The sequence below is a fragment of the Kocuria sp. CH-021 genome, assembly GCF_049716185.1.
Taxonomy (GTDB): domain Bacteria; phylum Actinomycetota; class Actinomycetes; order Actinomycetales; family Micrococcaceae; genus Kocuria; species Kocuria cellulosilytica.
The window spans coordinates 14307-27782 of the sequence record NZ_JBNAFK010000001.1; the positions used below are offsets into that span (position 1 = coordinate 14307).

At 73.3% G+C, this 13476-nt stretch carries 10 protein-coding genes; 7 read left to right on the forward strand and 3 right to left on the reverse strand.

Annotated elements, in window-relative coordinates; translation table 11 throughout:
* Positions 1-315: 315 nt before the first annotated feature.
* The 3 genes from ACPYN7_RS00070 to ACPYN7_RS00080 all read right to left on the reverse strand — a co-directional run bounded on the left by ACPYN7_RS00070 (position 316) and on the right by ACPYN7_RS00080 (position 3793).
* Positions 316-1197 carry a ribonuclease Z gene (locus ACPYN7_RS00070; protein ID WP_424346312.1) on the reverse strand — a complete coding sequence of 294 codons (882 nt, stop codon included), beginning with the start codon at positions 1195-1197 and terminating at the stop codon, positions 316-318.
* Positions 1198-1332: 135 nt separating this feature from the next.
* On the reverse strand, positions 1333-2304 hold the full coding sequence (locus ACPYN7_RS00075) for a CapA family protein (protein ID WP_424346313.1): 972 nt from the start codon (positions 2302-2304) through the stop codon (positions 1333-1335).
* 136 nt (positions 2305-2440) lie between these two features.
* Positions 2441-3793 carry an MFS transporter gene (locus tag ACPYN7_RS00080; RefSeq protein ID WP_424346314.1) on the reverse strand — a complete coding sequence of 451 codons (1353 nt, stop codon included), beginning with the start codon at positions 3791-3793 and terminating at the stop codon, positions 2441-2443.
* Positions 3794-4116: 323 nt separating this feature from the next.
* Here ACPYN7_RS00080 and ACPYN7_RS00085 point away from each other — a divergent pair, with 323 nt between their 5' ends.
* The 7 genes from ACPYN7_RS00085 (at position 4117) to ACPYN7_RS00115 (ending at position 13430) form a co-directional block, all read left to right on the forward strand.
* Entirely contained in the window at positions 4117-4782 is a 666-nt protein-coding gene (locus ACPYN7_RS00085) for a GntR family transcriptional regulator (protein ID WP_058873776.1), read from the forward strand.
* A gap of 249 nt (positions 4783-5031) precedes the next feature.
* Positions 5032-6222 carry an NAD(P)/FAD-dependent oxidoreductase gene (locus tag ACPYN7_RS00090; RefSeq protein ID WP_424346315.1) on the forward strand — a complete coding sequence of 397 codons (1191 nt, stop codon included), beginning with the start codon at positions 5032-5034 and terminating at the stop codon, positions 6220-6222.
* Between the two features lie 33 nt (positions 6223-6255).
* A complete protein-coding gene (locus ACPYN7_RS00095) occupies positions 6256-7665 on the forward strand; it encodes a 2-oxoadipate dioxygenase/decarboxylase family protein (protein WP_424346316.1) in 1410 nt (469 codons plus the stop codon).
* Positions 7666-7767: 102 nt separating this feature from the next.
* On the forward strand, positions 7768-9294 hold the full coding sequence (locus ACPYN7_RS00100; RefSeq protein ID WP_424346317.1) for an aldehyde dehydrogenase family protein: 1527 nt from the start codon (positions 7768-7770) through the stop codon (positions 9292-9294).
* Between the two features lie 210 nt (positions 9295-9504).
* Positions 9505-10074: a hemerythrin domain-containing protein gene (locus tag ACPYN7_RS00105; RefSeq protein ID WP_424346318.1), complete on the forward strand. Its 570-nt coding sequence runs from the start codon at positions 9505-9507 to the stop codon at positions 10072-10074.
* A 232-nt stretch (positions 10075-10306) separates the two neighbouring features.
* On the forward strand, positions 10307-12922 hold the full coding sequence (clpB, locus tag ACPYN7_RS00110) for an ATP-dependent chaperone ClpB (protein ID WP_424346319.1): 2616 nt from the start codon (positions 10307-10309) through the stop codon (positions 12920-12922).
* A 283-nt stretch (positions 12923-13205) separates the two neighbouring features.
* On the forward strand, positions 13206-13430 hold the full coding sequence (locus ACPYN7_RS00115; protein WP_058873771.1) for a DUF3073 domain-containing protein: 225 nt from the start codon (positions 13206-13208) through the stop codon (positions 13428-13430).
* Positions 13431-13476 lie beyond the last annotated feature (46 nt).

Consider the following 13476-nt stretch of genomic DNA (forward strand, 5'->3'; position numbering starts at 1 on the left):
CCGGATTGCCCCGAGAAGTCTGGGACAACTCTAACGTCGTGTCAGGGTCGACGGAGACCGCCGGGCGGCACGGACGGGGCGAGGACCGCTCCCGGACGCCTCCAGCGGGGTCCCGGCGGAGTGTCCGTGGGGTGCGGCGGGTGAGCTTCCGGCACGGCGTCGGAAGGTTCCCGGCCGGGGCCGGTGGGGCGTCGGTTCGCTGCCGGTACGACGTCGGCGCGTTCCCGGACGGGCGCCGGTGACGTGCAGGCGAGCTGCCGGCGAGGACGGTGGGAAGGGGGCGGTGCGAAGGGGACGCTGGGACGGGGCGCCCCGTCACCGTCCGCGCGGGAACGGCACCCGGTCCAGGTCCTCCGCGGCCAGCACGGTGGCTCCGCCGGCGCGGTCGCGGGCCTGTGCGACCAGCGGGGAGACGTCGGTGTACCGGGACGAGAAGTGGGTGAGGACCAGGGTGCCCACGCCACCACCGCCGGCCAGCGCGCCCGCCTGGCCGGCGGTGAGGTGGCGGTACCGCGCGGCGAGGCCGGCGTCGTCGTCGGCGAACGTGGACTCGGCCACGAGCAGGTCGGCCCCGTCGGCGAGCTCCTCGGCGCCCGGGCACGGCGCCGTGTCCATGACGAAGGCGAAGCGCCGGCCCGCCCGCGGCCGGCTCACGTCCTCGAGACGCACCCCGCCCAGCCGTCCCTCCCGCTGCAGCCGGCCGACGTCCGGGCCCGTGATCCCGGCCGCCGCGAGCCGGTCCGGCAGCAACGTGCGGCCGTCCGGCTCCACGAGCCGGTAGCCGTAGGTCTCCACGCGGTGGTCCAGCGGCCGCACCTCCAGGGCCGGCGCCACGGTTCCGCCGCTGCCGTGCGGATGCAGCCGGAGGTCCGTGCCGGGAGTCGCGAGGGAGACGAGGGCCCGGACCACGTCCTCGCCGGAGGCCGGGTAGTGCAGGTGGACGGGGTGCGGCACGTCGTCGAGGGCCATGCGCGAGAGCACGCCGGGCAGCCCGTAGCAGTGGTCGCCGTGGACGTGGGTGAGGCAGATGCGCGTGATCCGGCGGGAGGGGACGCCCGCGTGCGTCATCTGCCGCTGCGTTCCCTCGCCCGGGTCGAAGAGCAGGCCCTCGCCGTCCCACTGCAGCAGGTACCCGTTGTGGTTGCGGGTCCGTGTCGGGACCTGGGAGGCGGTGCCGAGGACGACGAGCTCACGCATGGGACCGAGTGTGCCATCCCCGGCCGGATCCGCTCGGAGCCCTGTGCGGGAGACGGCCCGGGAGCCGGCGCGCAGGAGACGGTCCCGGACGGGCGCCGGAGGCCGTGCGCCGCTCGGCGGCGGCCGCGGTGGGCGTCAGCCCAGCGGGATGTCGAGGCACTGCTCGTCGTCGCGCCACGTGCACGGCGTGCCCAGCTCGGCGCTGAGCCGCTCCATCCGCCGCGCGATGGGCCGGGCCTCGGCCGTGGCCGTTCTCGCCCGGAGGTCCTCGATCACCGTGGGGTGCAGGCGCAGGCGGTGCGGCAGGCCGTCCCGGACGTCGAGCAGGAAGACGAACGACTGGTCGTTGCGCGCCACGGGGTGGACGGCGTAGTCGTCGACGAAGTCCCCGGCGCTGTAGACCACCGGCCTGCCGCGGTGCACCTCGACGCCCCGGAAGATGTGGGCGGAGTGGCCGAAGACCACGTCCGCCCCGGCCTCCACCAGCGCGTGCGCGAACGCGCGGTGGTCCTCCGGCACGTCCTCGCCCCAGTTGGGGCCCCAGTGGGCGGAGACGACGAGGAGGTCGGTGCGGTCCCGGGTCCGGCGGACGAGCTCGAGGAGGTCCTGCGCGCGCCCGTCCGCGAGACGGACGGGCACGTGGTGGACGCCGGGGGACGCGGGACCTGCCGTCCAGCCCGGCTCGTTGTCCGTGAAGGCCAGGAAGCCCACCGCGGTCCCCGCCCGGGTGCAGACCGCGGGACGCCGGGCCGACTCGGCGTCCCGTCCGGCGCCGGTGTGCAGGATGCCGTGCTCGTCGAGCACCGGGAGCATCTCCCGCAGCGCCTCGGCGCCGTGGTCGAGCACGTGGTTGTTGGCCAGCGAGACGACGTCGATCCGGGCCGCCCCGAGGCTCGCGACGTTCTTGCGGTCCGAGCGGAAGTGGAACCGCTTGCCGGGCCAGGGAGCGCCGTGGTCGGCGAGCACGCACTCGAGGTTCGCGAACCGCAGGTCCGCCTGCCCGAGCAGGGGGAGGACGTCGCCCCACGGGCGGTCCGGAGCCTCGCGCCGCAGCCGCTCGTTGACCAGCCGGCCGAGCATGACGTCGCCGACCAGTGCGATTCTCATGGGCCGACCCCCTGTCCCGACCCTCCCATCGTGGCCCACGGCCCGCGGCGGGAACAAGCACAGGACGGTCCGGAGCGGCCGCTCCGCCGGTGCCGCCGCCCGCGTCCCGAGCGGGCGACGGCACCGGCGGACCGGGTCACCGGCCCAGGTCGGCCCAGTCGGTCATCCGGGCGCCGCTCGCGAGGACCGGGCGCGGGAGCGCGCGCTCCGGCAGCAGCACGTCCAGGTCGGCGACGGCGCGGGCGGCCCAGGAGGATCCGGTGCGGCCGGAGGAGGACACGGGCGCGTCCCCCGTCCGGTGCAGACGGGTCGCGTAGGCCAGGATGAGCAGGCCGGCCACGGCCAGGCCCACGCCCACCCAGGCGGGGGAGCGGTAGCCCCAGCCCGCGGTGATGACGGCGCCGCCGAGGAAGGCGCCCATGGCGTTGGCCAGGTTGAACGCCGCGTGGTTCATGGCGGCGGTCAGGGAGGGGGCGTCCTTCGCCTCGCGCAGCAGGCGCATCTGCAGCGCCGTGCTGAAGAGGGCGCCCATGAGGCCGATCCACAGCACGCCGAGCACGGCCGCGACCGCGGAGTGGGCGAAGAGCCCGAAGAAGGCGAGGGCCACGCCGGACACGGCCCCCGCGCCCAGGGCCGTCCGCTCGATGGAGCGGTCCAGCAGCGGGCCCGCCAGCAGGGAGCCCGCGGTCATGCCCACGCCGTACACGGCCAGCACCCACGGCACCGCCGAGATGTCGAGGCCGCTGAGCTCGGTCAGGATCGGGGAGACGAACGTGTAGACGGCGAACATGCCGCCGAAGCCGACGGCCCCGGCCAGCAGGGTCAGGGCCACCTGGGGCCGGCCCAGGGCACGGACCTCCTGGGCCACGGAGACGCCGCCGCCGTTGCGGGTGCGGGGGATCCAGAGGGCCAGCGCGGTGACGGTGAGCAGGCCGATGACCACCACGAGCCCGTACCCGGCCCGCCAGCCCAGGGTCCCGCCGAGCACGGCGGCCAGGGGGACGCCCACAATGTTGGCGACCGTCAGTCCGAGGGCCACCCGGGCCACGGCCGTGCCGCGCCGCTCCCGCGGCACCAGTGAGGAGGCCACCACCGCGGCGACCCCGAAGTAGGCGCCGTGCGGCAGGCCGGAGAGGAAGCGCGCCACGTACAGCCACTCGAGGGTCGGCGCGGTCGCCGACAGGACGTTGCCGGCGGTGAACGCGACCATCAGGCCGAGCAGGAGCCGCTTGCGCTCCACCCGCGCGGTCAGGGACGTAATGAGGGGTGCGCCGACGACCACGCCGAGGGCGTAGAGGGAGATGGCGTGCCCGAGGGAGGGGATCGAGGCGTGGAGGTCCTCGGCGATGAACGGCAGCAGGCCCATCGAGGCGAACTCGGTGGTGCCCACGCCGAAGCCGCCGAGGGCGAGGGCGAAGAGGGCGAATCGGGTGCCGGTGCGGTCCGGTGCGTTGAGCACCTGGAGCACGGCAGTGCGGGGTGCGGACATGGCAGATCCTTCCGTGTGAAACAAGGGGGGTGTGGAAGGCGCGTCGTCGGGCCGAACTGGTGGAAAACTCGATGCTACGGGCGATGTCGAGCGCATCCAACGGTTCGGGCGTGTGATCTTGGACAGATCGGGCTCGCGTGTGATATGGATCGCGCTCCGTCCCGGTGGCCCGGCCGGGAGGGCCAGGGCGTGCGCGGTCCTCGCACCGAGCCCCGGACGTACGGAGCGGGGCCGGTGCCCGCCGGGCCGACTGCTATGTTTCCCAGGAGTCGACAGGCCTCCACCGGGGGCCGCTCGGGACGCAGGACCGGCCGGGAGGGCAGATGGGGCGAGACCACGCGTGGGGCGACGATCTCCGGCCCGCGGAGCTCTCCCGCGCCACCCTCAAGGACTCGACCGAGGCCCTGATCCGCCGGGCCCTGCTCAGCGGGGCCATGAAGCCGGGGGAGATCTACTCCGCCAACGGCCTCGCCGCCCGCCTCGGGGTGTCCAACAGCCCCGCCCGGGAGGCCATGATGTCGCTGGCCAACCGGGGACTGCTCGAGCTCGTGCGCAACCGCGGCTTCCGCGTGGTGGAGCTCACCGACCGCGACAAGCAGGAGGTCTACGACCTCCGCCGCCTCATCGAGGTGGAGGCGGTCCGCCGCGTGGCCGCGGCCGGCGTCCCGGCCGAGCAGGCCGCGCTGCTGCGGACGCTGACCGAACGGACCGTGGAGGCCGCCGCCGCGGACGGCATGCTGGAGTACCTCGAGGCCGACCAGCGCTTCCACGCGGCCCTCGTGGACCTGCTCGGCAACAGCCGGTGGACGGCGATCGTGGAGAACCTGCGGGACCAGTCCCGCATCAACGGGTCCTACCGTCTGCAGGAACGAGGGCTGGTCCGGAGCAGCGCCGAGGAGCACAGGGGCATCACCGAGGCCGTCGTCGCCGGTGACCCGGAGCTCGCGGCGCAGCGGATGATCCGTCACCTGGACTACGCCCGTCCCTGAGCTCCCTGAGCTCCCTGAGCTCCCTGATCACCCAGGGCGGGCTCCAGGAGTCAGCGAGCGTTCCGGGCGGACCCGGACGCTCGCCCCGGACCGCCTGGGGTGCGGTCCTGCGGCAGGGCGTGCGGGGGCGGGGCGCCAACTCTTGACCCGCCGGTGCCTCCCGGTCATGCTGGTTATCGATAACCGATGAGCTGAAGTGGTCGGGGCCGAAGGCGCCCTCCGCGCGGAGCAGTGCCGAGGGAGGTCCCCGTGCCGGACCAGATCGTCCCGCTGGACCCGGGCTTCGCCACGGTCCAGCCGTCGGCGGCCGACGTCGTCGTCGTCGGCGGCGGGATCATGGGCCTGAGCGCCGCCTGGCACCTCGCGTCCCGGGGCGTGCGCAACATCGTGCTGGTGGAGCGCGCCGAACTGGGCAGCGGGTCCTCCGCCAAGCCCCTGGGCGGTGTCCGGGCCAACTTCTCCGATCCCGGCAACATCGAGCTCGGCCGCCGCTCGCTGGAGGCCTTCCGCCGGTTCCCCCAGCGGTTCGGGGCGGACATCGGCTTCCAGCAGGTGGGCTACCTCTTCCTCTGCCGGTCCGGGGCGGAGGCGGCCGACCTGGAGGGGGCCACCGAGGTCCAGAACGCGCTGGGGGTCGACAGCCGCATGGTGTCGCCCGCCGAGGCCGCCGAGATCAATCCGCTGCTGGACCCCGCCGCGCTGGTGGGGGCCTCGTTCTCCCCGGGGGACGGGTTCGCCGCTCCGGGGGCCGTGGTCGCCGCCTACGCCGCCGCCGCCGTCGCGCTCGGGGTGACGGTGCTCGACCGCACCCAGGTGCTGGACATCCAGCGCACCGGGGACGCCGTCGAGTCGGTGACCACGCAGCGGGGCACGATCCGCACGGGTGCCGTGGTGTGCTGCGCGGGGGCGTGGAGCGCCGGGATCGGCGCCATGGTCGGGGTGGACCTGCCCGTGACCCCGGTCCGGCGGCTCATCGGCCTGACCCGCCAGCGGCCCGTCCCGTACCCGCGGGTGCCCTTCACGCTGGACCTCTCGACCACGTTCTACCACCACAACTACCGCAACGGCCTGCTGCTGGGCATCTCCCACGAGCAGGAACCCGGCTTCGCCCGGGAGTTCGACTTCGGCTGGCTGCCCGAGCTCAACGCCGCCGCCGCCGTCTGCGCCCCGCAGCTCGAGCACCCCGACCTGGAGGGCGGCTGGGCGGGTCTCTACGAGAACACCCCGGACCGCAACGCGCTCATCGGCGAGGCACGGGGGCTGCCCGGCTTCTTCTACGCCACCGGCTTCTCCGGGCACGGCTTCCTGCAGGGGCCGGCGGTGGGCGAACTGGTGGCCGACCTCTATCTGGGCCGCCCGTCCTTCCTGGACCCGCGCCGCTTCTCCGCCGACCGCTTCCGCGCCGCCGAGTCCGTGCTGCGCGAGGTGAACATCATCTGATCCGTCCCGCGCCCGACGAGAGGAACCCCCGCCATGACCTTCCAGCAGCTGTGGCAGCTGCGGGCCGAGTTCGCCCGCCGGCTGTCGACGATGTACGGCCAGGAGGTGCCGGCCTACACCACCCTGGTGGACGTCTCGGCCGCCGTGAACGAGGACTTCCTGGCCCGCCACGGCGCGGATGCGGAACGGCTGGGCAGCATCGACCGCGTCACGGCCGAGCGGCACGGCGCGATCCGGGTGGGCTCCCCGCGCGAGATGGCACAGGTGGCCCGGGTCTTCGCCGCCTTCGGAATGCACCCGGTGGGCTTCTACGACCTGCGCGACGCCTCGGCCTCCTCCGTGCCGGTGGTCTCCACCGCCTTCCGCCCGACCGACCCCGAGGAGCTGGCGAGGAACCCGTTCCGGGTCTTCACCTCGATGCTGGCCGCCGACGACCCCCGCTTCTTCGACCGAGAGCTCCGGCAGCGGCTGCAGGAGTTCATCGACCGCCGCACCCTCTTCCCGCCCGAGCTGCTGGAGCTGGCGGACCGCGCCACGGAGCACGGCGGTCTCGGGGAGACCGACGCCGAGCGCCTGCTGGACCTGGCCACCGCCGCGTTCGAGCTCTCCGGCGACCCGGTGGACCACACCTGGTACCGGGAGCTCGAGAAGGTCTCGGCGGTGGCCGCCGACATCGGCGGGGTGACCACCACCCACATCAACCACCTCACCCCGCGGGTGCTCGACATCGACGACCTCTACGCCCGCATGGAGGCCCTCGGGATCACGATGATCGACGAGATCCAGGGCCCGCCCCGGTGGGACGGCCCGGACGTGCTGCTGCGCCAGACCTCCTTCCGGGCCCTGGCCGAGGAGCGGGTGTTCCGCTTCGCCGACGGCACCGTGGGTCCCGGTGCGCTGCGGGTGCGCTTCGGGGAGGTGGAGCAGCGCGGCATCGCCCTCACGCCCACCGGGCGCGACCTCTACGACCGGATGGTCGCCGAGACCGACCGGCGCCTGGCCGCCGGGGAGGGCAGCGGCATCCGGGTGGACGTGGCCCGCACCGTGTGGGAGGAGCACCTGCCCCGCACCGAGCAGGAGCTGGCCGTGCAGGGCCTGGCGTACTTCAGCTACACCCTCGACGAGGAGGCCCTGGCCCGCGCCGGGCACGCCGTCCCCGACCCGGACGCCGGCCTGGATGGCCTGGTCGAGGCCGGCATCGCGGTGCCGGAGCCGATCGTCTACGAGGACTTCCTCCCGCGCTCGGCCGCCGGGATCTTCCGGTCCAACCTCACCGACGAGGGCTCCCGCGACGACGCCCAGACCGGCACCGCCTACGACCTCACCGTCATGTCCGAGGTCGTCGGGCGGACGGTGGCCGACCCCCACGACCTCTACCGGCGCCAGCAGGACGCCTCGATCGCCCGGCTGCGCGAGCAGCTCTCCGCCGTCGTCGCGCGCTGACCCCGCAGCGGCGGACCCCGACCCCCGGCCCCGGATCCCGTGCCCGCCACGGACGCCGGACCCCAGCCCGTTCGAGCACCCGTCAGCACCAGGAGGAGCACCATGTCCCAGACCGTCCAGGAGACCACCCTCGCCGCCGAGGTCCGCCGCGCCCTCCGGGCGTGCGGCGTCGATGCCGACGCCCTCTCCGGCCCGCTCGAGGCCCGCAGCCCGCTGACCGGCGAGGTGCTCGTGACCCTGCCGCAGGCCGGTGAGGAGGACGTCACCGCGGCCGTCGGTGCGGCTCACCAGGCCTTTCCGCACTGGCGGGACGTCCCGGCGCCGGTGCGCGGGAACGTGGTCAAGCGGTGGGGCGAGCTGCTCACCGAGCACAAGGAGGACCTCGCCGTGCTCGTGCAGGCCGAGGCCGGCAAGATCACCTCCGAGGCCCTCGGCGAGGTCCAGGAGATGATCGACATCTGCGACTTCGCCGTCGGGCAGTCCCGCATGCTCTACGGCAGGACCATGCCCTCCGAGCGCCCCGGGCACCGGCTCATGGAGACCTGGCACCCGCTGGGCGTGGTGGGCGTCATCTCCGCCTTCAACTTCCCGGTGGCCGTCCACTCCTGGAACACCGCGCTCGCCCTGGTCTGCGGGGACACCGTGGTGTGGAAGCCCTCCGAGACGGCCGTCCTCTGCGCCCTCGGCGCCGACGCGCTGCTGCGCCGTGCCGCCGAGGACTGCGGGGCGCCGGACGGGATCCACCAGCTCGTGCTCGCCGACCGCGCGGGCGGCGAGCGCCTCGTGGACGACCCCCGCGTCGCGCTGGTCTCGGCGACCGGGTCGGTCCGGATGGGGCGGGAGGTCGCCCCGCGCGTGGCCGCCCGCTTCGGCCGGGCCCTGCTCGAGCTGGGCGGGAACAACGCCGCGATCGTGGCGCCCAGCGCCGATCTCGACCTCGCCCTGCGCGGGATCGTGTTCTCGGCCGTGGGCACCGCCGGGCAGCGCTGCACCACGCTGCGGCGGCTGATCGTGCACGAGTCCGTCGTCGAGACCCTCGTCGAGAAGCTCGTGCAGGCCTACGGCACCCTGAACATCGGGGACCCGCGCGATCCGGCCACGCTGGTGGGCCCGCTGGTCGGCGAGGGCGGCTTCGACGCCATGCAGCACGCCCTGCGCGACGCCCAGGACCAGGGCGGCACGGTGCTCACCGGCGGGACCCGGGTGCTGGCCGAGGAGCACCCCGGGGCCTTCTACGTCGAGCCGGCCATCGTGCGGATGCCCGCCCAGACCGCGATCGTTCAGGACGAGACCTTCGCCCCGATCCTCTACGTGCTCACCTACAGCGAGTTCGCCGAGGCCATCGAGCTGCAGAACGGGGTGCCGCAGGGGCTGTCCTCGGCCGTCTTCACCAACGACCAGCTCGAGGCCGAGCGGTTCCTCTCCTCGGCCGGGTCCGACTGCGGCATCGCCAACGTCAACATCGGCACCTCGGGCGCGGAGATCGGCGGGGCGTTCGGCGGGGAGAAGGAGACCGGCGGCGGCCGGGAGTCCGGCTCGGACTCGTGGAAGGCCTACATGCGCCAGGCCACCAACACCGTCAACTACTCCGGGCAGCTGCCCCTGGCCCAGGGCGTGGAGTTCCTCTGAGACGCCGTTGCACGGCCGGCGCGGGACGGTGGCCCACCGTCCCGTGCCGGGCGTCATCCGCCGGCGAGGTCTGGTCCGCGGCCGTCGCCGTGACCTAGAGTCGAAGATGATCAGCACACTGCTGAACGGCGGCACGGGGCCGTGCGGCGCTCCTGCGCCGGCGCCGTCGGCCGCGGAACCGCGCACCACCACGTCAAGGAGGCACGTCCCATGACCGACACCCACGCTGCGGGAACGGATGTCGTCGACATCCTCACCGCCGACCACCGGGAGATGCTCGAGCTGCTCGGCCAGATCGAGGGCACCACGGACGCCGGCCGGCGCAGGGACCTGACCGACACCGTGATCGCGGAGGTCATGCGCCACGCCGTCGCGGAGGAGATGTACGTCTACCCGGCCATGGCGAAGCACCTGCCGGACGGCGCCGAGGAGGTCGAGCACGACAAGCAGGAGCACGACGAGCTCGTGCAGGTCATGAAGCAGATCGAGGGCGTCGACGCGTCCGAGCCCGCGTTCCTGGAGCTGATCCGGGAGATGCAGTCGCAGCTGCGCCACCACATCGAGGACGAGGAGTCGGACCAGTTCCCGAAGCTGCGGGCGCACATCCCCGCCGGGGACCTGGTGGAGCTGGGCGAGAAGGTGGAGACCGCCAAGAAGGTCGCGCCGACCCGGCCGCACCCGCACGCGCCGCACTCGGAGCTGTTCCACAAGACCATCGGACCCGGCGTCGGCATGGTCGACCGGCTCCGCGACAAGCTGACGGGGCGGAGCACCGGCTAGGCCGCCGGGCCCCACCGCCCGTTCGCCGGCGGCCCCTGTCGGACGAGCTCCCCGAGCTCGTCCGACAGGGGCCGCTCGCGTGCGGCGGGTGTCGACTCCGGAGGAAGGAATACGCTCTGTTCCTCCAGGGTTGAGTGAGATAGACTCAGGTTAGCTGAACTGCTCGGCCGCACCCGCAGAGGAGCAGCGACCGGGTCGGTTCGTCCCCGACCGTCCACCCCAAGGAGCCGCAGTGGAGACCAAGTTCACCACCAAGTCCCAGGAGGCGCTCTCCGCCGCCTCCACCAACGCCTCGACCGCGGGCAACCCGCAGGTCGAGCCCGCCCACGTCCTCAAGGCCCTCATGGACCAGCGCGAGGGCGTGGCCGTCGCCGTCCTGAAGGCCACCGGGGCCGACGTCGACGCCGTCTCGGCCCAGGCCAGCGCCGCCATCAAGGCCCTGCCCTCCGCGTCCGGGGCCGCCACGGCCCAGGCCCAGTTCAACCGGGGCGCCCTGCAGGTCATCCAAGCCGCGGAGCAGTTCGCCCGGTCCCTCGGTGACGAGTACATCTCCACCGAGCACCTCCTGTACGGCCTCGCCCAGCAGGAGGGGAAGGTCGGCGACATCCTGCGGGACGCGGGTGCCGGACCCGACCAGCTCAAGACCGCCGTCCCGTCCGTGAGAGGAGACCGCCGCGTGACCACCCCCGACCCCGAGGGCACGTTCCAGGCGCTCGAGAAGTTCGGCACCGACCTGACCGCCATGGCCCGCGAGGGCAAGCTGGACCCCGTCATCGGGAGGGACTCCGAGATCCGGCGCGTGGTGCAGGTGCTCTCGCGCCGCACCAAGAACAACCCCGTCCTGATCGGCGAGCCCGGCGTCGGCAAGACCGCCGTCGTCGAGGGCCTCGCCCAGCGCATGGTCGCCGGGGACGTGCCCGAGTCGCTGCGCGGCAAGACGCTGATCTCCCTGGACCTCGGGTCCATGGTGGCCGGCGCCAAGTACCGCGGTGAGTTCGAGGAGCGGCTCAAGGCCGTGCTCGAAGAGATCAAGCAGTCCGAGGGCCGGATCGTCACCTTCATCGACGAGATCCACACCGTGGTCGGCGCCGGCGCCGCCGAGGGCTCGATGGACGCCGGGAACATGCTCAAGCCCATGCTGGCCCGCGGCGAGCTCCGCCTGATCGGGGCGACCACCCTGGACGAGTACCGCGAGAACATCGAGAAGGACGCCGCCCTGGAGCGCCGCTTCCAGCAGGTCTACGTCGGGGAGCCCTCCGTGGAGGACTCCGTGGCGATCCTGCGCGGGCTCAAGGAGCGCTACGAGGCCCACCACAAGGTGCAGATCGCGGACTCCGCGCTCGTCGCGGCGGCCGCGCTGTCCAACCGGTACATCCCCGGCCGGCAGCTGCCGGACAAGGCCATCGACCTGGTCGACGAGGCCGCCTCGCGGCTGCGCATGGAGATCGACTCCGCGCCGGAGGAGATCGACCAGCTGCGCCGCGCCGTCGACCGCCTGACCATGGAGGAGCTCGCCCTGGAGCGCGAGACCGACCCCGCGTCGGTCGAGCGCCTCGCCGCGCTGCGCCAGGAGCTGGCGGACAAGAGGGCGGACCTCGACGCCCTCAACGCCCGCTGGGAGGAGGAGAAGGCCGGCCTGAACCGAGTCGGCGACCTCAAGGAGCGGATCGACAACCTGCGCTCGCAGGCGGAGATGGCCCAGCGCCACGGCGACCTCGCGGAGGCCTCCCGGCTGCTCTACGGGGAGATCCCCGCGCTGCAGAAGGAGCTCGACGTCGCCCAGGAGCAGGAGGACACCTCCGTCCCGCACGACACCATGGTCTCCGAGGAGGTCACGGCCGACGACGTGGCCGAGGTGATCTCGGCCTGGACCGGCATCCCCGCCGGGCGCATGCTCCAGGGCGAGACCGAGAAGCTGCTGCACATGGAGGAGGTGCTCGGGAAGCGGCTCATCGGCCAGCGCCGGGCGGTGCAGGCCGTCGCGGACGCCGTGCGCCGCTCGCGCGCCGGCATCTCCGACCCGAACCGGCCGATCGGCTCCTTCCTGTTCCTGGGCCCCACCGGTGTGGGCAAGACCGAGCTCGCGAAGTCCCTGGCGGAGTTCCAGTTCGACGACGAGCGCGCGCTGGTGCGGATCGACATGTCCGAGTACGGCGAGAAGCACACGGTCTCCCGGCTGGTCGGCGCCCCTCCGGGCTACGTCGGCTACGAGGAGGGCGGCCAGCTCACCGAGTCCGTGCGGCGCCGCCCGTACTCGGTGGTCCTGCTCGACGAGATCGAGAAGGCCCACCCGGACGTCTTCGACATCCTGCTGCAGGTGCTCGACGACGGGCGGCTGACCGACGGGCAGGGGCGCACGGTGGACTTCCGCAACGTGATCCTCATCCTCACCTCCAACCTGGGCAGTCAGTTCCTGGTGGACCAGACCATCGAGCCCGAGGCGAAGAAGCAGGCGGTGATGAACGTGGTCAACGCCTCGTTCAAGCCCGAGTTCCTCAACCGGCTCGACGACGTGATCCTGTTCGACCCGCTGTCCACGTCCGACCTGTCGAAGATCGTGGACATCCAGGTCGCGCAGCTGGCCGAGCGCCTGGGGCAGCGCCGGCTGTCCCTGGAGGTCACCCCGGCGGCCACCGAGTGGCTGGGGCTCACCGGCTACGACCCGGCCTACGGTGCCCGGCCGCTGCGCCGGCTGGTGCAGCGGGAGATCGGGGACAAGCTCGCCAGGGCGATCCTCTCCGGGGCGGTCGTGGACGGCGACACGGTCCGGGTGGACGTCGACGACGACGTCGTGGCGGACGGGCTCACCGTCACGGCCGCGGCGGAGGAGGCCCGCGCCGCGCGCTGAGCCGCGGGGCCGTGCGCGCCGTGAGCGGCGGCGCGCACGGCCCCGCGAGGCAGGGGTGCGGCTCCGGGCGGGCCCGGAGCCGGCCCGTCACCGCCGCTCCCGGACGGGGCTCCGCCCGCCTCCCGTGAGGTTGCCGACAGTCCACCGCACGGGCCGCCGGGCGGGCGCAACGGACTGACAAACCATGTACCCTGGTCTCACGAACCATTCATACGACATTTCCGGGGCCGTACTCTGTGCCTGAGTGCCGCCGTCCGGACCAAGAGACAGAGGGGGTCACGCCATGGGGCGCGGCCGTCAAAAGGCGAAGGCGACACGGCAGGCGCGGGAGATGAAGTACTTCAGCCCGCAGACCGACCTCACAGCACTCCAGCGGGAACTGCGCGGCAGTGAGCAGATGCCCCCGCTGCGGGAGCCGGTCCAGGAGACCGTCGAGGAGGACGAGGACGAGTACTCGGCCTACGTCGACAAGTACGCCGACGACTACGACGAGGACTACCGCCGGTAAGTGCCGGGAACCCCGTCTCCACCGCACGACGCAACAAGGTGCCCGT